Annotated in this window: 24 protein-coding genes; 15 read left to right on the forward strand and 9 right to left on the reverse strand. The window is 47.6% G+C overall.

The annotated features are described in order from the left end of the window. Nucleotides 1-51: 51 nt before the first annotated feature. Together K8R76_03010 and K8R76_03015 are read right to left on the reverse strand one after the other, a co-directional pair. A complete protein-coding gene (locus K8R76_03010) occupies nucleotides 52-792 on the reverse strand; it encodes a 4Fe-4S binding protein (GenBank protein MCD4847142.1) in 741 nt (246 codons plus the stop codon). 1 nt (nucleotide 793) lies between these two features. Beyond that, nucleotides 794-1,210, reverse strand: coding sequence for an Rrf2 family transcriptional regulator (locus tag K8R76_03015; protein ID MCD4847143.1), 417 nt, complete (start codon nucleotides 1,208-1,210; stop codon nucleotides 794-796). 213 nt (nucleotides 1,211-1,423) lie between these two features. Here K8R76_03015 and hcp point away from each other — a divergent pair, with 213 nt between their 5' ends. The 4 genes from hcp (at nucleotide 1,424) to K8R76_03035 (ending at nucleotide 4,706) form a co-directional block, all read left to right on the forward strand. After that, nucleotides 1,424-3,064 (forward strand): hydroxylamine reductase, encoded by a 1,641-nt coding sequence (gene hcp / locus K8R76_03020; GenBank protein MCD4847144.1) that lies wholly within the window; start codon nucleotides 1,424-1,426, stop codon nucleotides 3,062-3,064. Between the two features lie 26 nt (nucleotides 3,065-3,090). Then, the gene (locus tag K8R76_03025) at nucleotides 3,091-3,636 is read left to right on the forward strand and encodes an NADH peroxidase (protein MCD4847145.1); all 546 of its coding nucleotides are present in this window, start codon (nucleotides 3,091-3,093) and stop codon (nucleotides 3,634-3,636) included. A 111-nt stretch (nucleotides 3,637-3,747) separates the two neighbouring features. Further along, nucleotides 3,748-4,086 (forward strand): cupin domain-containing protein, encoded by a 339-nt coding sequence (locus K8R76_03030; GenBank protein ID MCD4847146.1) that lies wholly within the window; start codon nucleotides 3,748-3,750, stop codon nucleotides 4,084-4,086. A 71-nt stretch (nucleotides 4,087-4,157) separates the two neighbouring features. Beyond that, complete coding sequence (locus tag K8R76_03035) at nucleotides 4,158-4,706, forward strand: hypothetical protein (protein MCD4847147.1); 549 nt, start codon at nucleotides 4,158-4,160, stop codon at nucleotides 4,704-4,706. Here K8R76_03035 and K8R76_03040 read toward each other — a convergent pair. Beyond that, nucleotides 4,672-5,208, reverse strand: coding sequence for a hypothetical protein (locus tag K8R76_03040; protein MCD4847148.1), 537 nt, complete (start codon nucleotides 5,206-5,208; stop codon nucleotides 4,672-4,674). The two genes, K8R76_03035 and K8R76_03040, sit on opposite strands and share 35 nt — an antisense overlap. Before the next feature lie 142 nt (nucleotides 5,209-5,350). Between K8R76_03040 and K8R76_03045 the strand changes: the two genes are divergently transcribed. The 7 genes from K8R76_03045 to K8R76_03075 all read left to right on the forward strand — a co-directional run bounded on the left by K8R76_03045 (nucleotide 5,351) and on the right by K8R76_03075 (nucleotide 13,617). Beyond that, nucleotides 5,351-5,893, forward strand: a complete 543-nt coding sequence (locus K8R76_03045; protein ID MCD4847149.1) for a hypothetical protein — start codon at nucleotides 5,351-5,353, stop codon at nucleotides 5,891-5,893. A gap of 16 nt (nucleotides 5,894-5,909) precedes the next feature. Continuing rightward, nucleotides 5,910-6,866 (forward strand): hypothetical protein, encoded by a 957-nt coding sequence (locus K8R76_03050; protein MCD4847150.1) that lies wholly within the window; start codon nucleotides 5,910-5,912, stop codon nucleotides 6,864-6,866. Between the two features lie 96 nt (nucleotides 6,867-6,962). Beyond that, nucleotides 6,963-7,472: a hypothetical protein gene (locus K8R76_03055; protein ID MCD4847151.1), complete on the forward strand. Its 510-nt coding sequence runs from the start codon at nucleotides 6,963-6,965 to the stop codon at nucleotides 7,470-7,472. A gap of 110 nt (nucleotides 7,473-7,582) precedes the next feature. Next, nucleotides 7,583-8,176 carry a TetR/AcrR family transcriptional regulator gene (locus K8R76_03060; protein MCD4847152.1) on the forward strand — a complete coding sequence of 198 codons (594 nt, stop codon included), beginning with the start codon at nucleotides 7,583-7,585 and terminating at the stop codon, nucleotides 8,174-8,176. 4 nt (nucleotides 8,177-8,180) lie between these two features. Then, on the forward strand, nucleotides 8,181-9,482 hold the full coding sequence (locus tag K8R76_03065; protein ID MCD4847153.1) for a TolC family protein: 1,302 nt from the start codon (nucleotides 8,181-8,183) through the stop codon (nucleotides 9,480-9,482). Further along, nucleotides 9,479-10,558, forward strand: a complete 1,080-nt coding sequence (locus tag K8R76_03070) for an efflux RND transporter periplasmic adaptor subunit (GenBank protein ID MCD4847154.1) — start codon at nucleotides 9,479-9,481, stop codon at nucleotides 10,556-10,558. The genes K8R76_03065 and K8R76_03070 overlap by 4 nt, the downstream gene beginning before the upstream one ends. Beyond that, nucleotides 10,555-13,617, forward strand: a complete 3,063-nt coding sequence (locus tag K8R76_03075; protein ID MCD4847155.1) for an efflux RND transporter permease subunit — start codon at nucleotides 10,555-10,557, stop codon at nucleotides 13,615-13,617. The genes K8R76_03070 and K8R76_03075 overlap by 4 nt, the downstream gene beginning before the upstream one ends. Nucleotides 13,618-13,682: 65 nt before the next feature. Here K8R76_03075 and K8R76_03080 read toward each other — a convergent pair whose 3' ends face one another. The 3 genes from K8R76_03080 to K8R76_03090 form a co-directional block, all read right to left on the reverse strand. Further along, entirely contained in the window at nucleotides 13,683-14,357 is a 675-nt protein-coding gene (locus tag K8R76_03080) for a hypothetical protein (protein ID MCD4847156.1), read from the reverse strand. 255 nt (nucleotides 14,358-14,612) lie between these two features. Further along, nucleotides 14,613-14,852: a hypothetical protein gene (locus tag K8R76_03085; GenBank protein ID MCD4847157.1), complete on the reverse strand. Its 240-nt coding sequence runs from the start codon at nucleotides 14,850-14,852 to the stop codon at nucleotides 14,613-14,615. Between the two features lie 27 nt (nucleotides 14,853-14,879). Further along, nucleotides 14,880-15,554: a hypothetical protein gene (locus K8R76_03090; GenBank protein MCD4847158.1), complete on the reverse strand. Its 675-nt coding sequence runs from the start codon at nucleotides 15,552-15,554 to the stop codon at nucleotides 14,880-14,882. Between the two features lie 212 nt (nucleotides 15,555-15,766). On the opposite strand from K8R76_03090, the gene K8R76_03095 reads away from it, so the two are divergent. Then, complete coding sequence (locus tag K8R76_03095) at nucleotides 15,767-16,123, forward strand: hypothetical protein (GenBank protein ID MCD4847159.1); 357 nt, start codon at nucleotides 15,767-15,769, stop codon at nucleotides 16,121-16,123. Nucleotides 16,124-16,204: 81 nt separating this feature from the next. After that, nucleotides 16,205-16,789, forward strand: coding sequence for a T9SS type A sorting domain-containing protein (locus tag K8R76_03100; GenBank protein ID MCD4847160.1), 585 nt, complete (start codon nucleotides 16,205-16,207; stop codon nucleotides 16,787-16,789). Between the two features lie 72 nt (nucleotides 16,790-16,861). Here K8R76_03100 and K8R76_03105 read toward each other — a convergent pair whose 3' ends face one another. The 3 genes from K8R76_03105 to K8R76_03115 all read right to left on the reverse strand — a co-directional run bounded on the left by K8R76_03105 (nucleotide 16,862) and on the right by K8R76_03115 (nucleotide 21,315). Beyond that, nucleotides 16,862-17,533 carry a hypothetical protein gene (locus K8R76_03105; protein MCD4847161.1) on the reverse strand — a complete coding sequence of 224 codons (672 nt, stop codon included), beginning with the start codon at nucleotides 17,531-17,533 and terminating at the stop codon, nucleotides 16,862-16,864. A 97-nt stretch (nucleotides 17,534-17,630) separates the two neighbouring features. Further along, on the reverse strand, nucleotides 17,631-18,305 hold the full coding sequence (locus K8R76_03110) for a hypothetical protein (protein MCD4847162.1): 675 nt from the start codon (nucleotides 18,303-18,305) through the stop codon (nucleotides 17,631-17,633). 121 nt (nucleotides 18,306-18,426) lie between these two features. Continuing rightward, entirely contained in the window at nucleotides 18,427-21,315 is a 2,889-nt protein-coding gene (locus tag K8R76_03115; GenBank protein ID MCD4847163.1) for a glutamate mutase L, read from the reverse strand. 202 nt (nucleotides 21,316-21,517) lie between these two features. Between K8R76_03115 and K8R76_03120 the strand changes: the two genes are divergently transcribed. Then, complete coding sequence (locus K8R76_03120; GenBank protein MCD4847164.1) at nucleotides 21,518-23,038, forward strand: aromatic amino acid ammonia-lyase; 1,521 nt, start codon at nucleotides 21,518-21,520, stop codon at nucleotides 23,036-23,038. A gap of 10 nt (nucleotides 23,039-23,048) precedes the next feature. Then, nucleotides 23,049-25,565 carry a T9SS type A sorting domain-containing protein gene (locus K8R76_03125; GenBank protein ID MCD4847165.1) on the forward strand — a complete coding sequence of 839 codons (2,517 nt, stop codon included), beginning with the start codon at nucleotides 23,049-23,051 and terminating at the stop codon, nucleotides 25,563-25,565. The last annotated feature ends 46 nt before the right edge of the window (nucleotides 25,566-25,611 follow it).

Consider the following 25,611-nt stretch of genomic DNA (forward strand, 5'->3'; position numbering starts at 1 on the left):
GAAGAGATTCGGCTGGTTCATTTCAGAGTATTCAGATAGATAAGTACAGGGTTAAAGGTTCATTTCGTCCAGAATGTCACCTCTGATGCCGATCTTCAGGAAGGAGAGGGGAATCTGCTTTCCTGACTGAATAAGGGCTTTGTGCACCAGCTGGACAAGACCGCCGCAACAGGGGACTTCCATGTAAACAACCGTGATGGATTTTATTTCATTTACTTTAAAAATCTCCGTTAGCTTATCAGTGTAATATTCGGAGTCATCAAGCTTGGGACAACCAACGAGAGCGACTCTTCCCTTAATGAAGTGATTATGGAAGTCTGGAAAGGCAAAGGGAACGCAATCAGCGGCGATAAGAAGATCAGAACCGGACAGGAACGGCGCACCGGGAGGAACAAGCGTGATCTGTACCGGCCATGTTGATAACTGTGAGACTATGTTATCGGAAGCCACTGTTTCTATCGGTTCATCAGGATGTGTAAGGTCTCTCACTGCTGATCCAGGACATGAACACACTACCGGTTTCCTCGCTGTAGAAGCTGAGTCCCGTTTATCAAGGTGTTTTTGTACAGCCTCCTCATCGTACTCCTCAGCGTATCTTTCCTCAATTGTTATCGCATCCTGAGGACAGGGACCGATGCAATCTCCAAGACCGTCGCAGTATGACTCCTTTACGAGTTTCGCCTTGCCGCCTGATATTTGAATGGCTCCCTCGTGACATGCATCAGCGCAGATCCCGCAGCCATCACATTTATCCTCATCTATTCTGATTATCTTTCTTGTGATTCTGCTCATTTTACTTTCCTTCGAAGAGTCTGCCGAGGTCGGCAACTGTATGATCTGTGAAATACTTTCTGACAAGGTTTGATGCATCCTCAATAACTGTACCGAACAAACACGAAGGAAGTTCACATCCCAACCATGAGTATGGGCAGATACTGGTTACAAACGGTCCTTCCAGCGCGATCCAAACGTCCATCAATCTGATGTCAGAAGGGTGGACTGCAATGCTGAATCCGCCGCCGTGTCCACGTTTTGATGTAACAATACCTGCGTGGGTGAGTTTCTGAAGAACCTTAGACAGATGATGGGCTGAACCCGGTCTGAGAAGAAGATCTGAGAGAACAACATGTTCACGATTTGAAGATGAAAGCTTCGCAAGCGCATGAATAGCGAGAGATACTGACTCAGGGATTGTAACAGGTGATGACATATATTTCCTTTCGGTTGAACTGTATACTAGTAATGAAATACTAATTTGTCAATGTTTGCATAAAAATAAGTATGACAGGGTGTATCGGGTATTGACAGAGGAGCTGATTATTCTATAATTGGTAAAGAAATACCAATTAGTGAATAGTTACTTGCCATGCAAGTTCTGAAATCAGTTGGACATACATGTGTCCGGAAAAAGAAAGGAAAAGAAATGTTCTGTTATCAGTGTGAACAGACAGCGAAGGGTACAGGATGTGACAGGTTCGGTGTCTGTGGTAAAGACCCGAAAACTGCGGTTATGCAGGACCTTCTGATCTATGTATCAAAAGGTATCTCCATGTGGGCTCACAGGGCCCGCGAACTCGGAGTGATTGATAATGGCGCTGATGTTTTTGTTGTAGAAGCACTATTTACGACGATAACCAATGTGAATTTCGATTCTGATGATCTGATCAACATGATCCGAAAAGGTATGAGAATAAGAGACAGTATCAGAGAGAAATACCTCAACGCCTGTACCTCGAAGAGTATAACTCCGGAGGAGCTTATTGGCCCTGCGGTATGGCAGATGCCGAATGATGAAGAGACTATCGAGATTGAAGCTGTAAAACTATCTATAGCAGATAAGTTGAAAGATCCCGGCAAGGATATCACCGGTCTTGAAGAACTGATTACCTACGGTCTTAAGGGTTCAGCGGCTTACGCAGACCACGCTAAGATACTTGGTTACGAAGACGATGCGATATACGCTTTCTTTCATGAAGCCATGGATTTCCTTACAAGAAGAAATATGATAAATGATTTGTTCGGTATGGCCTTGAAGGTTGGCGAGAAGAATCTTGCTGTAATGGAACTGCTTGATAAAGCCAATACCGAAACTTATGGTCATCCCGAACCTACAGAGGTTCGTGTAACTCCTTTGAAAGGAAAGGCTATTGTCGTTTCAGGACACGATCTTAAAGATCTCGAGGAGCTTCTGAAACAGACTGAGGGTAAAGGTATCAATATCTATACGCATGGAGAGATGCTTCCTACTCTTGCCTACCCCGGACTGAAGAAGTATTCACACCTCGCTGGTAATTATGGAGGCGCGTGGCAGGATCAACAGAAGGAGTTTGATGCTTTTCCAGGTGCTATCCTAATGACTACGAACTGTATCCAGAAGCCAAAGGATTCCTATATGGACAGGATCTTCACCACCGGTCTGGTCCAGTGGCCGGGAGTCCTGCACATCGATGATCATGATTACACTCCTGTAATTGAAGCGGCTCTTGCAGCCGATGGATTTACAGAGGATGCTCCTCTGAAGAAGATCATAATAGGATTTGCGCACAATGCGGTACTTACAGTTGCTGACAAGGTTATCCAGGCTGTTAAGGACGGAGACATCCGTCACTTCTTCCTTGTTGGCGGATGTGACGGCGCTAAGTCAGGACGGAATTACTTCACTGAAATAGCACAGCAGATTCCCGATGATTGTATAATTCTCACGCTTGCATGCGGTAAGTACCGCTTCAACAAGCTTGAGTTCGGTGATATCGGTGGTATTCCCAGACTTCTTGATATGGGACAGTGTAACGATGCTTATTCCGCGATACAGGTCGCGGTTGCTCTCGCCGGTGCATTCGAGTGTGGAGTAAACGACCTTCCTCTTTCGATGATACTGAGCTGGTATGAGCAGAAAGCAGTTACGATACTTCTTTCACTTCTTTATCTCGGAATAAAGGATATCAGGCTGGGTCCCACGCTGCCTGCTTTCCTTACACCTGCTGCTCTTGAGGTTCTTGTTGAGAAGTTCGCCATCAAACCGACAACAACCGCTGAAGAGGATCTGAAAGTGATACTCGGTTAATTCAGAAAGGGATGAAAGGATTCAGGATGAAGAAATTCGTATGCACTGTCTGTGGCTATGTACATGAAGGAGATACTCCACCGGATAAATGTCCGCAGTGCGGAGCCCCGAGAGAAAAGTTTGTTGAGCAGACAGATTTCGATATGGTCTGGGCGGACGAGCACAGTATAGGCGTAGCGAAGGGTGTGGATAAGGAAATTCTCGAAGGGCTCAGAGCAAACTTCACAGGTGAATGTACTGAAGTTGGCATGTACCTCGCGATGAGCCGACAGGCAGACAGGGAAGGATACCCGGAAGTGGCTGAAGCCTACAAGAGGATAGCCTTTGAAGAGGCTGAACATGCTGCGAGGTTTGCAGAATTGCTTGGAGAAGTAGTAGTTGCGGACACCAGAGAAAATCTTCGCATCAGAGTTGAGGCCGAGTATGGAGCCTGCAAAGGCAAGAAAGATATCGCAACAAAGGCAAAAAAACTCGGGTATGACGCAATTCATGATACGGTTCACGAAATGTGCAGGGACGAAGCTCGTCATGGAAAGGCGTTCAAAGGTCTTCTTGAGAGATACTTCAGCTAGTTGAATTAAGAAAACGAATGCTGCGTGGAGGATGGAACCCTCTCCTTCACGTAGCAGTCTGATAGCCTTGTACTCAATCTCAGGAGCAGAGCAGAAAGAGGAGATGAATAAGTGAAAATCATTAAGATCAGTGAACAGCCGCTTGCGAAGAATCCGCACGGTGTTGATGTCAGGCGTGCTTACGATAATAAGCATGCTCTCTCAAGCGTTATTACTTTCCAGCCAGGCGAGAAATTGATCCGACATATCACGCCTGTCGATGTGTTTTTCTACGTGCTCGAAGGCAAAGGTATTATCGAAATCGGAGATGACAGGAAAACAGTTACAAAGGACACAGTAATCGATAGCCCGAAGGATATCCCTCATTGCTGGTACAATGAGAGCGATGATAATCTCAGAGTCCTTGTTGTGAAGGTTCCCCGCCCGACTGGAAAAACAAGACTGGTGTAAACAGTACCTGTCAACAGCCCGGTATCATTTGTATATACTCAAAAGGATACGGTTTTGATGATGGAGGAGGCATGTTCCGCGCGATTATTCTCTCTGTAGTTTGTACTGTATTCGGGCACGAGCAGCCGGACTGTTTGCTTACAGGTCTTGATTCGATTGCTGTTTTCCAGCGACCTGATTCCTGTGCAGCTGTCTGGAGCATGCTTGAAGCATTTGAGAGTGTAGTCCTCTCCGGCAGAACTGTTGACGGATGGCTGGGATTTGATCCAGGAGTGGCGCAGGCGGCTAACATAGGAAGCTTCCGCCTGAGGTGGATTCCCGATGGTGAGAAATTTGTAATCGAGGGTGAACTGGACAGTGTACCAATTGTATGGGGACCCGCAGCTGACATCACCTATGCGATGATTTATCAGGATTCACCCCTGTTCGCTGAACCTGATTCACTATCCATGGTCATTGATTCCATTCCGTTCGGTTCTGCGGCTGGAATCATCTTGAGAACTGAAGACTGGTATCTGCTGGATCTGAATGAAAGTCCTCTGGAGAACAGTGCCCAGGGATGGATATCCTCCCTGTCCGTATCAGTCAGCGGTAATCTTGATACAATTCCTTTGCAATAACCCTGTACGCCGGTGAATAAGCATTACGGTAGATAGCTGAATGGTGCACTGCAGGATAACCTGACGACACCATATCCTTGAATAGTGTATCGATATTCCTGAATTTGTCCGGGAGCAGATTCGTGTTTTTCATTTGAATGAACCATGAGCAGTAGAGTTCAAGCGTATCTTTTGATCCTGCGAATTCCCTTCCTGTTCGAATGAATGCCGAAAGAAGAATTTCCGGATTCAGTTTTTCCTTTGCGTATGGACGCAGATTAATTCGTGCAATCCGCCCGCACGGAGAAATGACATCTTTCAGTGATTCCACCGGTCCGCTTTCCGGGTTCATCAGTTCGGTTTTGAGTAATGTGCGAGCAGATTCTATATCGGTTGCTGCATGTGAGCTTCCCATCGCCGCCTGAAAGAGCAGTTTATAGATATCTGAGCCGGTCATGAGCGGATATCTGTCAAGTTGGTTTCTCATGATTTTTCTGAATTTCAATTCCAGGTTACTGCACACTCTTGCACCTCCAGGACAGTTGTTCGGTCTTGAATATATGAACAGTCCTTCAGCCCGCAAATTTCTTAAGGTCTTTACGGAAACCCACTCCAGGAAGTAGCTTTGTAATGATATCTGCTCTTATTCAGAAAGGATGACGGACATGAGAAAATCTGGTTTTCATATATCTTTCATATTTTCCATGGGATTCGTTCTGCTTATTCCTTTCTCTTTCTCAAATCACTGTTTTGCTGATGACGATATCTTCGAATCTCCGAGGATACATGAACAGACGCTTTCGGAATATACGAATCTGGGTGACAGCAACTGGGAGATGAAACTCCGCATGCAGGCGTATCTCGACTCGCTGGAAGCTGAACTCGAAGGATTAAGATGCGAGGTTGAGGCTGAGATGATTTCAATCCCTGCTCCGATGCTCACTGAATTTCAGATTGCTCACGAAGCCTTTTTAATACATGCTGAAGCCTGGTCCCAGATCCAGGAGGATATACAATGGGTCAGTCTCCAGACCGGTGAGTTGTATATGGGATCAGGTTACGGATATACGTATACCTGGGTTATGTGTGATCTTGTATGGGAAAGGATACTTGACTACAATGGTTTTCTTGAGGAAGTACGAGATCCTGACTGCGATGGTTTCGCAACGTTTCCAGGGGAGGGAAATCACGAGATCGGGGGGTACTGATTTTCGGAGGTGAATCATGAATAAACTCGAGGGTCTCAAGTGGACACCTATGTGGACTACGCATATTGGGTGTATACACGGCTGTTCGGAGTATCTTGGAATTGATGTATCTCCAGCCTGGATATTCGGAGCAACAGGACACGCTTTCATCATAAATATTCACGATATTCTTTGTCCCAGCGGTCCTACAGCCTGGAAGACAGAAATGCTCTTTGATCTGTCTCCGAACTTCGGACTGAAGCAGGAGTGTGTATTCGGCTGGAGGGGAGAAGAAGATATTGAGAAACTGCGGAAGAAAGCATGGAATTTTATAAGGAAAGCAATCGATAAGGGAAAACCTTGTTTCGGATGGGAACTGGAAGTACCGGAGTTTTATGTGATTCAGGGCTATGATGAAATGGGCTATCTGTATTCAGGTCCTCTCTGTGATGAGGGAAAGGGAACAAAATCCTGGAATGAGCTTGGTAATTCAGATATCGGACTCATCGAAGTATACAGCTGTGAGAAGTGTAATCCTGCTGATACTCGAAAAACCCTCAGGGATGCATTAAAGGCTGCGATAAAGCACGCGGATAATACAGAGAACTGGATAATGGATAAATACCATTCAGGTCCCGATGGATTTGATGCATGGATCAGGGCCATTGAGCAGGAGAAAGAGCTTCCCTGGGGTGTTGCATACAATACTGAAGTATGGTCTGAGTGCAGAAAGTTTGCTGTTCATTTCCTGGAAGAGGTGATCAGAGATTTTAACTGGGATATCAGGAGACCTCTTCATGAAGTAACCAGACTGTATAATTCAGTGCATCAGAATCTCGATAGAATCCTTGCGGTTTATCCCTTCAAAGGTCCTGGAATTGATCCGGAGGTCAGCAGCCAGGGAAGGAAAATGGTAATCGAGGCTTTGCAGAAATCAAAAGAAGCGGAAGTAGAAGTACTTCAACTGTTCAGAAATCTGCTGACAGTGATTTAAGAATTATTGAAATTAATCAGGTATTTTAATGATTGTCCTGATATTGACAATAATCGAATATTTAAACAGAATATTTTGTATATAGGGAGGTTCACTATGAGCAATTCCGATTCCTATGAAGACAATTATTTTGATGAAGCGGAAAACGCATTAAGTAAGAATAGAGAGCAATCTTCTAATAAGGAAGAAGAGAAAAAGAAGATACGTCCCGCCTATCTTCTTGGAGGAATTACTTTAATTCTTGTTATAGTACTTGCTGTGCAGTTCCTGTTTTCCGGAGAGGCAGAGATAACTGAACCGATCATCCCTCCTGTAGTTATCCAGCAGTTCAATGGCCAACTCAGCGCTTTTTCTCAAATGGTAGACGGATATAAAATGATAAATGGAATACTTCCGGAAACAGAACAGGAGTTTCTCGGATATGATGATCCTGTCATAACCTATACTCGAACAGGAGATGATTCATATACTCTTGAGTACACTTTCGGTGATTCATCTCTTGTGCTGGAATCGACCATTGATACTGAAATAGGCATCAGTCCTCCTCAGCTTCCAGGCAATCCACCTGTTAGTCCTCCGGAGGGTATACCTACCCCACCTCAATAGCTTCGTAAGATCCATCCAGATAATAATATAGTACTATTCCTCTTGACAACTACTTACCGGTAAGTAGATTACCTACCAGTAAAGTAAACATTTGATCATGGAGGAAAAGTATGGGTGACAGCAACAAGGATAAGCTTCTTCAGGCTGGTATTGAACTGCTTTCAGAGAAAACATTTTCTGAGATTACAATGGATCTTGTGGCGGAGGCGTCGAATATGTCCAAGCCTATGATCTACTATTACTTCAAAAACAAGGAAGGATATTACAGATCTCTGGCCAAATATCTACTGCGGATGGCCAGGAAGATGATGAAGGATATGTTCAGTCCTGATATCAGTCTGAGAGAATCACTGACCCGATATGTGAAGTTCAGAATCGATTTCGCCGAGACGAATCCCGGACTGGCAAAGGCCTACATGTCAATGATTCATGACCCCAATATCGGTCTTATGATCGAGGATTTGAAGAGTGAGTTTGACCTGATGAGAACGGAACTGTTCGACCCGGTCTTCGACAGAGCAGTCGAAACCGGTGCGATCAATCCGGATACTGACAGGATGCTTGTAATGACGATGATAAATTCATCACTGATCGCATTCACGTTGAAGATTCTGAATCGTTTCCCATCGATTGAATTCCCCGATCCCAAAGGGATGATAGACATAATATTCGATGGAATATCCAGAAATAGAGAGGATAGATAGTCTTATGAAACTTACAGCAATATCAATCCTGTTATTGATCAGTATTCCTGCCGGTGCGATAACTCTGCAGGAGGCAATTGATATAGCCCTTGAAAACAGGGGCGATGTCGAATCCGCTCAAATGACATATGAAAGCGCGGTATGGGAAAGCAGAAACGCGGATTTCTGGTTCCTGCCCAGTATAAACGGGCAATTTGCTATCCAGAAGAATTACGACATCCAGGAGATGAACATTCCCGGAATGGGTAGTATTCCAATGGGAACGGAGTACAGTTCTATTGCAGGAATCTCGATCAGCATGCCTCTCATAGTACCACAGGGTATGGCGGGGGCAAGACTTGCGTCCCGCTCAGAGGATCTATCCATGCATCGGTCCAGAGCAACCCGCATGGACGCGATTGTGCAGGTTATGAGCGCTTTTTACGGTGTACTCCTCGCTCAGGAAATGTCTGATGTGTCTGAGGAGGCTCTTTCAATATCTGAGGAGGGTTATGAGCTTGCATCTCTCAGATATGAAGCGGGTACTATCTCAAGATTTGAGCTGCTTCAGAGTCGAGTCGCCTGGGAAAACAGACTGCCGGATATGATTTCTGCTGAAAGTGCTCTTGAAAACGCGAGAGCAGGATTCGCGGTAGCTCTCGGTCAGGATAACGAGAAAGTAGCGTATATTGAGGGACAACTTGATGATGAACCGGATATTCTGCTTCCTGAGACACTGAATGAAGCACGAGAGCTTATGATGACGCAGAATCCGGATCTGCAGGTTGCCGAGCAGATGAGGCTGCTGGGTGATGCCGGAGTTGATATGGCGAGAGCCGCGTTTTTTCCGAAACTGGTTTTCCAGACCGATCTGAACTACCAGGCGGCGAGAGATGATATCAGATTTGTGGCAGATGATTACGAAAGGAACCTGACAGCGTCTATTGCATTACAGATACCCCTGTTCAACGGGTTATCGGATATCTCAGATTACAATTCAGCTCGAGCCTCCCGGCTTTCGAATGAGGCATCTGCACGGAGCCTTGAACAGGTTGCCGAGCTTTCGCTTGTCCGGGCCTGGAACAATCTTGAAGCGGCACAAGAACGTGCTGCAGCAACTGCATCAACTGTAGAACAAGCTTTTGAGGGTTCTGAAATCGCTGGAGTTTCGTTTGAAGCAGGAATGATTACGCGCCTTGAAATGGATCAGGCCTTCCTTGCTCTAACTTCATCCAGAACAAATCACGCATCTTCTCTCTATGAATTGAGGATGTCAGAAGCTGAGTTAATGAGAGTAACAGGAATGATGGAAGGATATATCAGATGAAGAAGTTATTGTATACCGGAGCTGCAGCAGTGATCCTTGCAGGTGTATTCCTGTTAGCCAGATCCGAACCGGCAGAGATAGTAGAGGAGGAACGTCCGTCATCAGTTTCCATACAGGTTGTTCAATTGACGGATATCTCCAGTACCGCATATGCCAACACCCGTGTGGAAGGGCTTGATGAGGCGCTGATCTATGCGCTTTCGCCCGGTAAAGTGGAAGAAGTTCTGGTTTCTGAAGGTGACAGTGTCATTGCGGGTCAGAGACTTGTCAGATTGAATACTGATCAGCAGGCAAGCGCGGGAACAGCAAGCGCATTTGCCGGAATAAGTTCGGCCAGCGCAAACGTTGATAATGCGGAAAACAACTATGAGAGACTTCAGTCTCTATTTGAAGCTGGTGCTGTAAGCCTTCAGCAGCTTGAAGGGGCGGAAGCAGCACTTGAATCGGCCCGAGCTCAACTGAGCCAGGCCAGAGCAGGATATACTCAGGCAAGAACCACAAGAGACAATTCCTGGATCACCGCTCCATTCGATGGTCAGGTCGGGAGAATATGGGCAAGACCGGGCAATTCCGCTGTAAGCACTCCTCTGCTCTCCATTTCGAATAATTCCGCCATTGTAGCCAGGATACTTCTGCCGGAAGAAGACCTTCTTGAGCTTGAACCCGGGCTGCCCGCCTATATCACTGTAAACGCTCTGGACAATGAATCCTTCCCCGGGGTCGTAGTATCCGCTTCATCGACTGTGGATCAGGTCAGCGGGCTTGTTCCTGTGGAAGTTCGCTTCGATGATACAGGGGGCAGACTCCGTCCTGGAATGGCAGGAAGGGTGGCTGTTCTGACCGAAACAGTGGCGAACACTATATCGGTTCCCGAAAGCGTTCTCAGAAGAACTCATTCTGGTTACCAGGTTATTGTAATCGAGAATGGCCTTGCTGTGATCAGAGATGTAAGCACCGGCATCTACAGTGATGGAATGGTTCAGATTACGGATGGGTTGAATGCCGGTGATTCTCTCATTATTCAGGGTCAGACCATGCTTCAAAACGGTTCGAAAGTGGAAGTGGTGAATCGATGAGCCTTTCAGCACTGTCTGTCAGGAGGCGTGTCGCATTCCTGATGCTCTTCATCGCTCTTCTTGGAACCGGGATATTCGGATTAACACAGCTCGGTGTTGATATGTACCCGGATATGGAATTTCCAATGATCATGGTTATGACCAGTATGGATGGCGCAGGACCGGAAGAGATGGAGAACCTGGTAACGGACCTGGTGGAACAGGCTCTTGCAAGAGTCACTAATGTCAAAGAAGTTTCCTCACGATCCCTTACAGGACTCAGCATCGTTACTGCTGAATTTACGTGGGGACACAGTCTGGAGCAGGCCGAGACGGATGTTCGGAGACAGCTTGACTGGTTCGAGGGATATCTTCCCGAGGATGCGTCCGATCCCCTTGTATTCCCGCTCGATCCAAGTATGCAGCCGATAATGTATCTGGGCTTTAGCAGCGAGAATCTCAACGATTTTGATCTCAGGACAATCGTTGAAGAAGAAATAGAACCGCTTTTCAGCAGACTGGAGGGTGTCGGTTCCGCTGTTACCCAGGGAGGGCGTGTACGTCAGATCAGAATAGAAGTTGATCCCGCATCACTTCAGGAAACGGGTCTGAGTATATCACAGGTCGTCGGAGCGTTGGGTATGGTCAGGAACAATACTCCTGCGGGTTATGTCGATGCCGGCGGAATGAATATGAACATCAGGGTTGAGTCTGCCTTTCACGATATGGAGGAGATCGAGCAGCTCGTCGTTGGCTGGAACGCAGGTTCACCGGTTCTGTTGAGAGATGTAGCAGATGTGATCGACGGCGAGGCCGAACTGAAACAGTACGTGCGGTTCAATGGCCGTCCTTCAGTGTCCTGCTTTATCAATAAGAGATCCGACGCGAATACTGTGAATGTGTGCAGAACACTCAGGAATGAACTTGAGGAAATAAGTGGAAATTATGGTGATCTTCTTACACCCGCAGTACTCTGGGATCAATCAGAATTTATCGAGCAGTCCATAAACAATCTGGGAACCACCGCTCTGGAGGCATGTATTCTTGCTTTCCTCGTTCTGCTCTTCTTCCTCCGATCCTGGAAGAGCGCTTCTATTGCCGGGATATCCATACCTCTATCGGTTTTCGTCACTTTCGCGATGATGCATTTCACGAATATCCAGTTGAACATGATCTCGCTTGCAGGTCTTGCGCTCGCAATCGGAATGCTGGTGGATAACGCGATTGTCGTACTTGAGAATATTTTCAGGCACAGAGAAAGAGGAGAATCCCCATGGAATGCTGCGGTCAAGGGCGCAATGGAAGTATCCACAGCGATAACCGCTTCGACTCTAACAACTCTCGCCGTGTTCATACCGATTCTGTTCGTTCCGGGTATAGCGGGAATGCTCTTCAAGGAAATGGTGCTGACCATTACATTCAGCCTGACTATTTCACTGTTCGTCGCATTGAGCCTTGTCCCGCTGATTACTTCGTGGACGAAGAATCTCGTACAGGATCATAAACCGAAGAGTCTGGCAGGCAGGATTGGCACATTGATCAACAGGCTCGAATTCAAGTATAAAATATGGGTAACCTGGGCTGTGAATCACAAGAAGACGGTTCTATTCAGCACGGGGGGAATGTTCCTGCTTTCCATCGTTATCATAGGCCAGCTTCCTTCGGAGTTCTTCCCTGATTCCGATGATGGAATGTTAAGCATTGATCTTGAAGAGCCTGTCGGTACAAGTCTCGAAACGACCAATGAGATGATGAGGGCACTTGAGGATTCAGTCACTTCAATAATCGATCCTGATGATGCTATCGCTTTCTACGCTTCGGCGGGGCAGGGTGAAGGCATCATGGCGATGTTCGGCAGCAGTGGCTCCAATACGGCCTCAATCTTCGTAAGATTGACACCGGCAAGTACACGGAGTACTTCCATGTTCGAGTATCTGGACAGAATCAGGGAGGTTCTTGATCAGATGCCGGGCATTGAGTATTCAACGGAAGCAGGGATGAGCGTTCTGTCCGGATCCGCAATCGAAATAGATCTGTATGGAGATGATCTGAACAGTCTCTACGCGAAAGCCGAGGAGATCAAGGAAGCACTTGGATCCATCGAAGGCGTTGTTGATCCGACGACCACAATGGAGGATCTGATTCCGGAATACACTTTTGTGCCGGATCCGGGAAGACTGTCGATGCTTGGTTTATCTTCGACCGGTATAGCGACAGATATCAGTTACGGATTCATGGGATCGAACGCGTCGATCTTCAGGGAAGGAGACCGGGAATACAATATCTTCGTTCGATATCCCGAACAGTTCCGCGATTCGCGAGAGGATATCGAGTACGCTACCGTCCTGGGAAGACCGTTCACATCCTTCGGAACGCTGGAGCAGCGGTTAGTATCAAATACTATTACCAGAAAGAATCAGGCCAGGATGGTTACGATATCCTGCGATGTCTCAGGGAGATCGCTGGGAGCGGTTGCGAATGATGTATCGATTATGATGGATAACCTGGAGCTTTCAGAATTCAGATACGAAACTGGCGGGGAGATGGAGGATCAGAAGGAAACCTTCATGTATCTGGGTATCGCTATAATTGTCGCGGCCGCGCTTGTCTACATGGTCATGGCGGGGCAGTTCGAATCCTTCCTCGAACCATTCATTATCTTCTTCACTATTCCGCTGGGTTTCATCGGGGTAGTGCTGGGGCTTCTGGTAACGGGTACAACGCTTTCAGTGATGGCGCTGATTGGTATGCTCATGCTCGTGGGCATTGTGGTCAATAACGGCATAGTGATGATCGATTATGCCAATCAGCTTCGCAAAGCGGGCAGGGAAGTTAAGGTGGCAATCGTCGAGGCATCAACCATCAGAATGAGACCCATCATCATGACGGCGGCGACCACAATACTTGCCATGTTCCCGCTTGCGCTGGGTATTGGCGAAGGGGCTGAGAGCTGGGCTCCGATGGCAGTTACAATAATCGGTGGACTGGTTGTTGCCACCGCGCTGACCCTGATCGTTGAACCCTGTATCTATGTGCTGTTTGGCAGCCGAAAGGTTTTCAGGAACAGAAAAGAAAACTGATCCGGATCTGAAAAGGGGAAGGGCAAATGCCCTTCCCCAAAGATCAGCAAATCGAATCAGCCGGGCTAGAAGAGTGTTTTGATGTTAGCCCATGTGCCGGATTCTAGTGCCCCAGAACCATAGAAATCAAAGAATGCATCGGTATTTTCACCAAATGCAGCATCAGATCTTACCCATACACCGGAACCATCATTGTACCAGGTGTAACTGAGTATATACCAGTTACCAACAAGCATGAAGCAGTTGTCAACAACATCAGCCTGTGTTTCCATCCAGTAGTGTGTTCCGATTGTAAGGTCCGGATGTGTATCAGCTGGGTTAATGTCACAGGTGGTTTCGTAGATGTCAAAGCCCCAGTTTGTATCGCCTGTGAACTCGTTTGTGCAGGGGACTGGCTCGGACCATACATCGGTTGAAGTGTTAGGGTCGGAGTCGCCATTGTCTTCCGAGAAAACGATATTCATGGTCGAGCCCATGCCGCCGGTCCAGATCATCCAGACAACGATTGATTCCACATAAGCATCAAGGCCGGAAAGTACGAAATCATCGCAGATCCAGCGGTCTCCGGCACCGTAGTTGCTGTATCCGTTGACAAGCTCGGCAAAAGTGTAGGTCTGTGAGTATATAAGACCGTCAATAGCGACCGGACCGTTGCGTTCAGCATGACGAGGACCGAGTTCGGCATCGACCGCAAAAGCTGAAGTCGCTACAATGATAAGTACAAATACGAACAGTTTCATGATTAACCTTTCCTTCACCCCTTAACTCCCTACCTGAAACAACAATACCGGGAAGGCTCTTTCCTGTCAACGATACTTTCCTGTGGGATACCGTACTTTCAGGAGGAAGAGCATCAACCCTGCGATGGGCTTCCCGTCCAGCATGGCCAGAAAGAGCTGGAGCAGGTTCGGTCGAAGTTCGCGAATGTGCTCCAGATCTGAGATAGAGGAATACATGGCTTCGCAGATGGTGAACCCGTTGTATAAGAGTGCAAACTACATAGATTCGTCAGGCAGCCTGCGGTAGACCGGCATGGGCTGAGCTATGAAGGCCTCCTTCAAACCATCCGCTCGGCACCAGGAGACGAAGGAGGCGACCGAAGCGTCCGCTATTTCCAGTCCTGTATAAGGTGCAAGTATGAATCCGCCTGAACTTGCTCCAGCAGGACTTCTGTAAACACTGTCGATTATCGAGCCGGGGAGAACGGAGACAAGTCTCCCGTCACGGTAGAACATCAGGTGCCTGAAATCGAATCAGCCGGGCTAGAAGAGTGTTTTGATGTCACCCCAAGTGCTTGATTCAAGTGCCGTCCAATCCCACCAGAGGTCGAAGAATGCATCGGTATTTTCACCAAATGCAGCGTCAGATCTTACCCATACACCGGAACCATCGTTGTACCAGACGTAGCTGAGTACGCTCCAGGTTCCGACAAGCATGAAGCAGTTGTCTACAACATCAGCCTGGGTTTCAAGCCAGTAATGTCTGCCGACTTGAAAGTTTGGATATGGACCTCCATCGATTGCACAGGTGGTCTGGAAGACGTCGAAACCCCAGACTATCTCGCCAGTGGGGTAGTTTGTGCTGGGAACAGCCTCGGCCCATATTTCGATTGCGGTGTTAGGATCGAAGTCACCATTGTCTTTCGAGAAAACGATGTTCATGGTTGTGCCCTGAGCACCGGTCCAGATCATCCATACAATGATGGCATCCACCATGGTATCGGGACCTGCAAGTACGAAATCATCGCAGACCCATCGGTCGCCGGCACCGTAGTTACTGTAGGCGTTCATAAGATTGGCTAAGTCGAAGGTCTGTGAGTAAACAAGGCCGTCAATACTGACCATGCCGGTGCCCTCGGCGTGACGAGGCCCGAGTTCGTCATCGACCGCAAAAGCAGAAGCTGCCGCAATGATAAGCGTAAACGCGAACAGTTTCATGATTAACCTTCCCTTCACCCCTTAACTCCCTACCTGAAACAACAATACCGGGGATGGCCCCGTTCTGTCAAACCCCCGGTGAATGCTGAAACTCGTTTCTCATTTTACTGCACATCTGTCTTTCAAACCAGGCATAGCGACAGTGATAACAGATACACCATTGACCCCTGAGGAATATACATGTAAATTCCGAGTGGAAAGGAAGGAAATATATGAGAATTGTGTTACTGCTTGTTCTGCCGGTGATGGTTGCAGTCTGTCTGTCGGATCCAGTTCTGGACCGTACCATTACCGCTCCTGACGGCGATATTACCGGTCTTGGCTACGGAGAAGGATATCTCTGGGCAGTCGACAGGACCTCCGAGACTATCTACAAGCTGGACCCACTTACCGGTTCTGTTGAGAATTCCTGGGTCTGCACACAGACAGGTTCAAGGATTCCCACAGGTCTTGCCTACGTGAATAATTACGTATATGTCTGTGCCGGTACTGCGACCGGAACTGATACGTACGGCTACAGGTACTCTTCAAGTGGAGCATATGTCAGCAACTTTGACATGGACTGTTGAGGCAGTGATCTGGACCAAAAGGTTTTTGGTCTTGCTTCCGGTTCGAATGTTCTGTACGGTGCAGGGATCGATACCCAGACAATGAAAGAGACCGTTGAGAGATACAGTGTTTCAGGCACACTTCTTTCAGGACCCTATCTATTCCAGCCTATCGGTCTTCCTGTGTTCCACGATATCGGCTATCTGGATGGAGACATCTGGTACGCCTGTGATAATTCCGATTCTCCAATAAAGGCTTTCAGCACATCAGGAGCGCTTACGGATTATATCTGGAACAATGTTGTTCCCGCTGCCCACGGACTCTGCTTCGAAGACGAGCAGTACCTCTGGGCCAGCAATTTCTATACCGATGAGCTGTACAGGATAAATCTGAATCCTACCGGGATCGAGGGAGAAGACATACAGCCTGCTCCTGTTCTTTCACTGGTCTCCAGTGTCAATCCGTTCAGCGCTACTGTGACCATACAGGGAACCGGCTTCTCCGATGCTGCTGTCCTTGAGATATTCGACATAATGGGCAGAAAAGTGTATACAGCCTCATTCAACGGTGCCCACACATGGGCCGGTATCGATATGAGCGGTAATCAGGTGCCTTCAGGAACCTACACCGCTTTTGTCAGCGACGGGCTTTCGGGAGGAGTATCCCTCAGAATGCTTCGCCTGTAGGATTTCATCCTGCTGCCATGATCTTTAAAATATGCCCCGGTCGTCAAAGACCGGGGCTTTATACTGTATTGTCTAGAAGTGCGTCTTGATGTCAGCCCAGGTGCTGGATTCCAGTGATAATAGATACCCGTAGAAATTGAAGAACGCATCGCTTTCCTCACCGAATATTACATCAGATCTTTGCCATACACCTGAACCGTCATCGTACCAGACGTAATCGAGTATATACCAACTACCGACAAGCATGAAGCAGTTGTCTACAACATCAGCCTGGGTTTCAAACCAGTAATGTGTGTTTGCTGCAAGTTCCGGATATGTACCTGGATTAATTATACACTTGGTCTCGTAGATGTTAAAGCCCCAGGCGGTATCGCCTGTGAAGTAGTTTTCGCAGGGAACTGCTTCGGCCCATATTTCGATTGCGGTGTTGGGATCGGAGTCGCCAACGTCTTCCGAGAAAACGAGGTTCATGGTTGAAGCCATACTGCCTGTCCAGATCTGCATTACAATGATTGTATCCAAATAGGCGGGGTCGGTAAGCTCGAAATCATCGCAGACCCACCGGTCAGCTGCACCGTAGTTACTGTAGCCGTTGAGAAGGTTGCCAAAGCTATAGCCCTGTGAGTAAATAAGGCCGTCAATACTGACTGGTCCGCTACCGTCAACATGACGAGGCCCGAGTTCGGCATCGACCGCAAAGGCAGAAGCTGCTACAATCACAAGTGTAAATACGAATAGTTTCATGATTATCTTTCCTTTCATTTTAATGAAAAGAACTGAAATGTACAAAGGGGAAGAGCAGAAGCTCTTCCCCAAAGATCAGCAAATCAAATCGGCTGGACTAGAAAAGTGTCTTGATGTCAGCCCATGTACCGGCTTCGAGTGCTACATAACCGTAGAAATCCATGAAGGTATCAGTTATCTCACTGAATGCATCGTCACATCTTACCCATACACCGGAACCATCGTTGTACCAGACATAACTGAGTACACCCCATGTGCCGACAAGCTGGAAGCAGTTGTCTACGACATCAGCCTGGGTTTCCATCCAGTAATGTGTGCCGATTGTAAGTAATGGATGTGTATCAGCTGCATTAATGTCACAGGTTGTCTCGTAGATGTCAAAGCCCCAGCTTTGATCGCCTGTGAAGTAGTTTGTGCAGGGAACAGCCTCTGACCATACATCGGTTGCGGTGTTGGGATCAGAATCGCCATTGTCTTCCGAGAAAACGATGTTCATGGTTGAGCCCTGACCACCGGTCCAGATCATCCAAACTACGACTGAATCTACATATACCTCTGGGCCGGCAAGTTCGAAATCATCGGCGATCCAGCGGTCGCCGGCACCGTAGTTGCTGTATCCGTTCATAAGATTGGCAAAGTCGTAGGTCTGTGAGTACATAAGACCGTCAATACTGACCATGCCGGTGCCCTCAGCGTGACGTGAGCCAAGTTCAGCATCGGCTGCAAAGGAAGAAGCTGCTACGATGACAAGTGCAAATACGAACAGTTTCATGGTTACCTTTCCTTTCATAAAGGGTTAAACTTACATGAATACTAAGTCGGTCATTATCCGGTGTCAACCTTAAGGAAATTCTATGAAATCGTCTGCCGGACCCGCTGTCAGCTGAATTCAATCAGTCCGATACCAGAATAAGTGGGCGAGTAACTCCTGCTCTTATCTGAGTTCTTCCCGATAAACTTGCCGTTCTTCCATCCGAGATCCTCAGGAAATCAATGGATTCGTCATTCATGGGGATATTCCCGAAACCTTCAGTCAGTATCATTGTGAACGGGATGTTCTCATCTCCGGTGATAGCAACGCCCAGTTCTTTTCCGTAGAATGAGACCCAGTCATGAGCAGGGAGGGAAGGTGCGATGATCCCGGAAACACCGGATTCAGCGGCTCTTCTCAGGAAAGGCTCATCAATCGGTTCTGAGGAGAAGATGATGCTTCCTTCCGGCAAAGTACCGCTTGCCAGGTTCAGAATCTCGTTGAGAGGACCGCTGCTTGTCCCTCCGAAACCGATAACTCCCTGAAGCCTTGTCCCCGTGCCCTGTACTGTTATGGACTGTCCCCGGATTACTCCGGTCACTGTTCCATGGATGTGGGAGTACATTTCGACAGGATTGATATCATACTGCAGAGTGACTGTTCCTTTTTTTCCATCGATATCTCTTAGGATGCCGCTGGAGGGGGCTTTAACGAAAATCGATTTCAGTATATCGGATGCAAGAGTCTGTTCCGCGCCCACGAAGTCGCCCTGCTTGAACTTAAGATACCCTTTGATATGCTTTGGTTTGATCCCGAGTTGACCGGCTACATCGACTGTGTGTGGTTTTTCGTCATAATCCTGGATTTCTCTCAGAATGATCAGACCATTTTTCTCGATCTTTATTATCAGTCCCCTGACTGTTGAACGGAAAGTGAAGTCGAATCCGGTCATTCCCTTTCTATGGACCTCGTATAACGGCTGATTCAGGTTTACTTTATCACCCACACCGACCAGAAGACCACTCCTGACCTCTTCGGGAGTAAGGTGCCTGTCATATCCGGGGATCCGATTGAGGTCGATGATGAAGAGTCTCGGTGGTTCAAAACGGTTTTCTCCGATCAGAGTACCTGGTTCAATGTGGTCTCCCTCATTGACGAAGATATCACCTTCATAAGGGAGTCGGTATTCTATCTCCCAGTCTCCGGTTTCGATTCTGCCGTGTTCGGGTGACAGTATCGAGCTGAATGTTACATCAGTGTGTTCGAATTCAGTGATGCCGGACCTGGCCAGTGGAATGTCCAGCATGTCTTCCCCTCTGCCTCTGCAGTCGATGAGGACAGGAAGATCTGTCGAGAGATGTTCAATTCCATCCAGACCAAGGAAGACGTTATCCGATGTGCGGAACTCCAGATCTCCTCCTGATCTCAGGAAAAGAAACTCACCTCCGCAGATCTCCAGTTTTTCATCTGAATTCCTGTCGAGTACTTCAAGAATCATATCGCCCTTGCCGATTTTTCCTGTGGGAGCAACTACCCATCCAATCTCCTCAAGGCACTCTTCTCTGAACAGTTTGAGAGCAACCTCAGAATCGATTGTTGAAAGGACTCCCAGGTGCGGACTCCTGAAATGTCTGTCTATTGAGATTAGAGTCAGATCCTCCGGCAGGAAGGCTTCTGTGAGTATCCAGAGAGCATCAATTCTGTCAGTATGTGATATAATGCCTCCAGCCCCGATAACAGTACCTATATCCGAAATGTTGAAGCTGGATTCACTTTCACGAGAGTAAAACACTTCATCGAATTCCTTCCGGTTTCTCTGCTTCATACGATCCAGGAAGCCTACTCTGCTTGTTTTGAAGCAGGTTTCCAGATGATCAGCCCACGCGGATCTTGCGCCTTCGATAGCTACAGCCTGCTCGAGAAGCTCTTCTCCTTCTGTGGAGGGTACAGATGTTGGAGCGAGAGTCTTGTTGAATATGTAATTCCTTATCTCGCTCTCTTTGAAAGAAGGCGGAAGATGACGCATGATGGCTTCGATGCCGACATCTGCAAGAACATTGGAGATAGAGTAGCTCATTCCGGTATTGGCGGCAACGGTTCTGGAATACTCACCCGAGATACTTGAGAAGATATCAGTAGTTGCTCCGCCCATGTCCATCAGGACCACGGATTCATTCTGACTTTCTCCGTATAGTTTCAAAATATTCTCAACAGCAACGGGAGTCGGCAGGATATCGGAGATCGTGTAGTTTTTCAACTCTGAATAGCCTGGCGCTCTTTCCATAACGTTTTCCATGAAGAGCCTGTGTACTTCAAGTCTTGCAGGTTCCAGATTCAATTCCGTCATCGATGGCCGAACATTATCAACAACGTGTATTTCGAAAGTATTCTCCAGTACTTCCCGGACAAATGATCTGGCCTCTCTATTTCCACAGAAGATCAGAGGGATCTTCATGTTCTGCCTGAACTTGGGCTTGGGATCCGCAATGGCCAGCAGTTCCGCGAGTCGTACTACTCCAGCTATTGCTCCTCCGTCCGTTCCTCCTGCCAGAAGGATCATATCAGGATGGAGTTCCTGTATGTACATCATTTTCTCAACTGCCTGAAGTTCATCATCTATGGTGATCGTTCTGAGAATGACACCACCGGCTCCACATGCCGTATTCTCAGCGATCCTGCCGGTCTCCGTTGAGGTAAGCCCGAAGACAAGCATCTGAAGACCTCCACCCGCAGAGCTTGTCGTAAGATATGGCACGGAAGGCAGACCATTTCCACGGGAAAGCAACTTTCCGGTTTGGGATTCCAGCATTCGAATTGCCCTGGAAACTCCAATACACACATCTTCATCCGGTTTTTCAACTGTTGTAGGTACATCCGCCATGGAAACGAATTTCAGTCTATTGTCTGACCCGCGAGTGAGCAAAAGAGCTTTGGTGGTTGTACTGCCGATATCTGTAATCAGAAGCAATCCTGTGTTTCTCTGAGGTATGTCATTTTCGACTGCATCTGGTGGATTATCTATTGATTTCATGATATTCCCTCTCATCAAATGCTTATGAGCAAGTTCATCATACTATCTATATATATGAATAATTTCAATTATCCATAATCCGGAATGGTCTTATTGCCCGGATTCACTCTTTGTATAATAGTACATATTCTTGAAGATGTTTGCATTCAATGCGCTGATTTCTCAAAATATCATATACATAGATATCAGGAAGGAAAACCAGATGGCAATCGTAATCGATGGAACCGGTCTTACCGTAGAAAAGCTGATAAGAGTCGCAAGGCACGGGGAACAGGTTGAACTTTCAACAGCCGCCGAGGAAAGAATCAGGAAATGCCGCGGCATGATTGACAGAAAACTTGCAGCCAAGGAAATCATGTACGGCGTGAACACCGGCATAGGTGAATTCTCGGAGACATTGCTGAACGATGAAGAGGTTAAGCTGTTCCAGAAATATCTTGTTTACAATCACGCGGCTGGAATTGGTGATCCTGCTCCGCTTGAGTATGTCAGGGGAGCAATGGTCTCCCGCGTGAATGTTCACGCAAAGGGACATTCAGCAATGAGACTTGAGATTACACAGCAACTTGTTAACATGCTGAACAGGGGTGTTACTCCCTTTGTATGCCAGAAGGGTTCTGTAGGTGCCTGCGGTGATCTTGCGCCCATGTCTCAGATTGCACTTGTAGTAATTGGTGAAGGAGAAGCTTATTACAACGGTGAGCTTCTGCCGGGAAAGGAAGCCCTCAGTCGTGCAGGGCTTGAACCCGAAATATTCCATGCACGTGACGGTCTGGCAACAATCAACGGATCAAACGTTCTAAACGCTATGAATACCATTCACCTGTATGATATGAACAGGTGGCTCAAACAGGCGGAAATCGCCGCAGCTATGAGCCTGGAAGCTCTCATCGCCAATTTCAAACCCTATAATGAAAAGCTTCACAGAGCCAGAGGATTTTCAGGTGCCGTACGAACAGCGAACGCTCTTATGGCATGTATCAATGGTAGCGAACTTCTCTCAGGCGGAAAGAAAAAAGTTCAGGACGCTTACTCCATGCGAAGCACTCCTCAGGTCATCGGTGCCGCGCATGATGCGCTGGCGTACGCAAGAAGTCAGGTTGAGATTGAACTGAACGGTGTTGGCGATAATCCTGTGTTTTTCCCGGATGAGGATATCGTGCTTACCGGAGCGAATTTCCAGGGAACCCCCGTATCTCTTCCTATGGATATGATGGGTGCTGCCATTACAATGGTTTCAGTCATGTCCGAGCGAAGACTTAACAGGATTCTGAATCCGGCTCTTTCAGTTGGACTGACACCTTTCCTCGCGGAGAAACCAGGACTCTACAGCGGTCACATGCTCAGCCAGTATACGGCAGGAATGCTCATCGTTGAGCAAAGAGCGCTTTCAGCACCTTCATCCTGCGCTTCGATTCCTGCTGCTGCGGATCAGGAAGACTTCGTGAGCATGGGAATGAATACAGCCATCCAGAATCATCAGATTATGGAAAACGCATACGGTATACTCGGTATTGAATTAATCGCGGCGGCAGACGGCCTTGATCAGAGGAACCATAAACCCGGCAGAGGTGTTTCTGCAGCGTATAATGTAATAAGGAAACATATAGAGCATCTTGGTGAGGATCGGCCTCTTTATCCTGATCACACCAGAATGGCAGAAGTTGTTAAATCATGCGAAATACTTGAAGCAGTTGAAGCTGAAGTAGGATCACTGGAATAGGAGAATACTGATGAATCGGTTTATCCCTGTGCTTGCGTTTATCCTTGTATTTGTTTCTTCCGGATTGGCAGTTCCCGAGGGAATACCGATTCAGTACATGGATTCAAGGGGTCGAGTGCCGATGTCCACCGCTGACAGGATTGCGATAACAGGAGACCGGGGATCATATCTCCGGACCGTAACCGCTCAAACCTGTGGATCGGATGCCGAGAAAGTCGTTCTTCTTGTGGAGGAAGATATCAATGTTGACATCAGTGCTTCTCTTGGCACTTTCCAGGCCGACCTTGAAGCTGAAGGATACGTTGTGGATATCTGGCTGATTTCAGGCGGTGCAGCAGATGATATCAGGAATGATCTTAAGACTGAATACACCTCCGGTGATCTTGTCGGAGCAATCTGTATTGGTGACATTCCCACAGGATGGATGGATACAGAATTCGGAGAGTATCCTGTTGATGTATTTCTTATGGATATGAATGGAACCTGGAACGATCCTGATTCTGACGGTTTGTATGAATCAGCAAGTAATGACGGTCCTGAAATATGGATTGGAAGGTTAACTCCGAATTTCTTGACATATGGTGGAGCTGCGGAAATGCTGAACGATTACTTCGCCAAAAATCATGCCTACAGGACAGGTACTCTGACCCTTCCAGATAGAGGACTGGGATATGAGGAAGCCTTCACCGGACTTACACAGTACCTTGACCTCCTGTATGATGTTGTTGTCACGAAAAACAATCCTTCAGGAACGAATGCGGATGATTTCAAAGCTGAACTGATGAACGGATACGAATGGGTTCATCTTATCTCCCACTCAAGCCCATGGGGAAGCAGCTTCCATGATGGAGGCTCCGGAGGGACTTTCAACAATTTTGAAGTACTTCCGCTCGATCCTCATGCCTTTTTCTACGTTCTCAACTGCTGCTCCAACGGCCGATGGACTGAAGTGGACAATATCGCGAACAGTTATATCTGGAGTGATTCTTATGGCCTTGCTGTGCTGGCGCAGACAAGAGTAGACTATACCAATTATTTCCAGGCGTACTATCAGTCCCTTGCTTCAGGTAACTGCCTCGGAGCGGCTTACAGGACATGGCTTGCGGGAAACATGTATTACGCACGCGCTGCAGTGCTTCTGGGTGATCCTACTCTCAAACCCAGAATGAGCGGTATATGCCTGGGTTCCACGCATGAAGAAGGATCAACACCCGATCTGGACAGCTGGCTGGCATATGATATCACCGACGGACTTCATACTCAGGGGCGGGTAGATACGTATTCGGATCCATCCTCAGGCGAGATATTTGCCGTCTGCGGATCATCCTATCCTGTCCGAGCCAATATCCTGGCTACACATTCGAATGGAATTTCGTGGACAGAACCGGCTATAGTCTGTCAGCACGAGTACTGGGACTGGCATCCAACTGTCGGAGGAGATGGCACCGGCAACGTCTGGACTGCCTGGCAGAGTATGCAGAACAACCATGAGGGTTACGATATCTACATTTCTCAATGGAACGGTTCATCGTGGGGCAGCGAAACCATCCTTACATCAGGTGATCCCTTCGAGGTGGAACCTGCAATGGATGGAGGTAACGGCCATGCTTGGCTTGTCTGGCAGAAGTGGCAGAACGCGTCCACTGACATCGAAGGTATTCTCTGGACTGGGTCCAGCTGGTCATCGACATTCACATTATCATCCGAAGAAGGTCATGAGCGTTATCCGGATGTCGCTTACGGCGGAGACGGTTTTGGTCTGGTATATCATGCGAGACGTGACGGGAACTGGGTGATCGGTTTCCGTGATGCACCCGATTCGGGACCATTCAGCAGTGAAACCATCATTTCATCAGTCGATGAAAACAGCCGATATGCATGCATCACAAGTGACGGCTCGAATTATTGGGTTACCTGGCAGAACGACGCCGGCGCGATTCTGTGTTACAATGTAGGTACATGGTCTGTTCCTGAAATTGTCTCACCCTCCAGCGGATGCGCCAGACCGTCGATTACATCGAGTGCAACGGGTGAAATAACTGTAATGTGGACTGCCGATGGTAACACGCTCCAGTGCAATACATACAGTGGTGGTTCATGGAACGGTTATTACAGTGCTGTTAGCGCTGACGCGATTGATGATGCTTCTCTTGCATGGGCAGGAGAAAAGCTCTGGGCTGTTTACGGCAGAAGAGATACTGACCTTCAATGGGATCTCTGGGCATGCACACCTGATCTAACGGGAATCGGTGAATCCTCGTCCCCTGGGATCGGACAGTTCGCTATTTCTGTCGCAGGACGAAATCCGTTCAACAGTTCCACAGTTCTGCAGGTTTCTGCTTTGTCGAATTCCAGACTGAGGATCTACGATTTAAATGGAAGAACGGTTATGGAGACAGAAATTGAATCAGGTCTCTTCACCTGGAGCGGAATATCAGATAACGGTAATCATGTTCCTTCAGGTGTATACTTCGCGGTGATATCAGATTCCAACATGACTGCGAGCTGCAAGCTGATAAAGATCTGACAGCTCCTCATTATCTTTGTGTGTGGCGCCCGGAAACATTTCCGGG

This window comes from Candidatus Aegiribacteria sp. (assembly GCA_021108435.1).
GTDB lineage: Bacteria > Fermentibacterota > Fermentibacteria > Fermentibacterales > JCC-6 > Aegiribacteria.

Bases quoted from the DNA above. Each gene is read 5' to 3' on its own strand.
- K8R76_03110 (MCD4847162.1), bottom strand. From the start codon at position 18,305: ATGAAACTGTTCGTATTTGCACTTGTCATCGTAGCAGCTTCTTCCTTT.
- K8R76_03095 (MCD4847159.1), top strand. From the start codon at position 15,767: ATGAGAATTGTGTTACTGCTTGTTCTGCCGGTGATGGTTGCAGTCTGT.
- K8R76_03100 (MCD4847160.1), top strand. From the start codon at position 16,205: ATGAAAGAGACCGTTGAGAGATACAGTGTTTCAGGCACACTTCTTTCA.
- K8R76_03085 (MCD4847157.1), bottom strand. From the start codon at position 14,852: ATGTTCTACCGTGACGGGAGACTTGTCTCCGTTCTCCCCGGCTCGATA.
- K8R76_03125 (MCD4847165.1), top strand. From the start codon at position 23,049: ATGAATCGGTTTATCCCTGTGCTTGCGTTTATCCTTGTATTTGTTTCT.
- K8R76_03115 (MCD4847163.1), bottom strand. From the start codon at position 21,315: ATGAAATCAATAGATAATCCACCAGATGCAGTCGAAAATGACATACCT.
- K8R76_03080 (MCD4847156.1), bottom strand. From the start codon at position 14,357: ATGAAACTGTTCGTATTTGTACTTATCATTGTAGCGACTTCAGCTTTT.
- K8R76_03060 (MCD4847152.1), top strand. From the start codon at position 7,583: ATGGGTGACAGCAACAAGGATAAGCTTCTTCAGGCTGGTATTGAACTG.
- K8R76_03065 (MCD4847153.1), top strand. From the start codon at position 8,181: ATGAAACTTACAGCAATATCAATCCTGTTATTGATCAGTATTCCTGCC.
- K8R76_03090 (MCD4847158.1), bottom strand. From the start codon at position 15,554: ATGAAACTGTTCGCGTTTACGCTTATCATTGCGGCAGCTTCTGCTTTT.
- K8R76_03050 (MCD4847150.1), top strand. From the start codon at position 5,910: ATGAATAAACTCGAGGGTCTCAAGTGGACACCTATGTGGACTACGCAT.
- K8R76_03035 (MCD4847147.1), top strand. From the start codon at position 4,158: ATGTTCCGCGCGATTATTCTCTCTGTAGTTTGTACTGTATTCGGGCAC.
- K8R76_03055 (MCD4847151.1), top strand. From the start codon at position 6,963: ATGAGCAATTCCGATTCCTATGAAGACAATTATTTTGATGAAGCGGAA.
- K8R76_03070 (MCD4847154.1), top strand. From the start codon at position 9,479: ATGAAGAAGTTATTGTATACCGGAGCTGCAGCAGTGATCCTTGCAGGT.
- K8R76_03045 (MCD4847149.1), top strand. From the start codon at position 5,351: ATGAGAAAATCTGGTTTTCATATATCTTTCATATTTTCCATGGGATTC.
- K8R76_03120 (MCD4847164.1), top strand. From the start codon at position 21,518: ATGGCAATCGTAATCGATGGAACCGGTCTTACCGTAGAAAAGCTGATA.
- K8R76_03015 (MCD4847143.1), bottom strand. From the start codon at position 1,210: ATGTCATCACCTGTTACAATCCCTGAGTCAGTATCTCTCGCTATTCAT.
- K8R76_03010 (MCD4847142.1), bottom strand. From the start codon at position 792: ATGAGCAGAATCACAAGAAAGATAATCAGAATAGATGAGGATAAATGT.
- K8R76_03025 (MCD4847145.1), top strand. From the start codon at position 3,091: ATGAAGAAATTCGTATGCACTGTCTGTGGCTATGTACATGAAGGAGAT.
- K8R76_03075 (MCD4847155.1), top strand. From the start codon at position 10,555: ATGAGCCTTTCAGCACTGTCTGTCAGGAGGCGTGTCGCATTCCTGATG.
- K8R76_03105 (MCD4847161.1), bottom strand. From the start codon at position 17,533: ATGAAACTATTCGTATTTACACTTGTGATTGTAGCAGCTTCTGCCTTT.
- hcp (MCD4847144.1), top strand. From the start codon at position 1,424: ATGTTCTGTTATCAGTGTGAACAGACAGCGAAGGGTACAGGATGTGAC.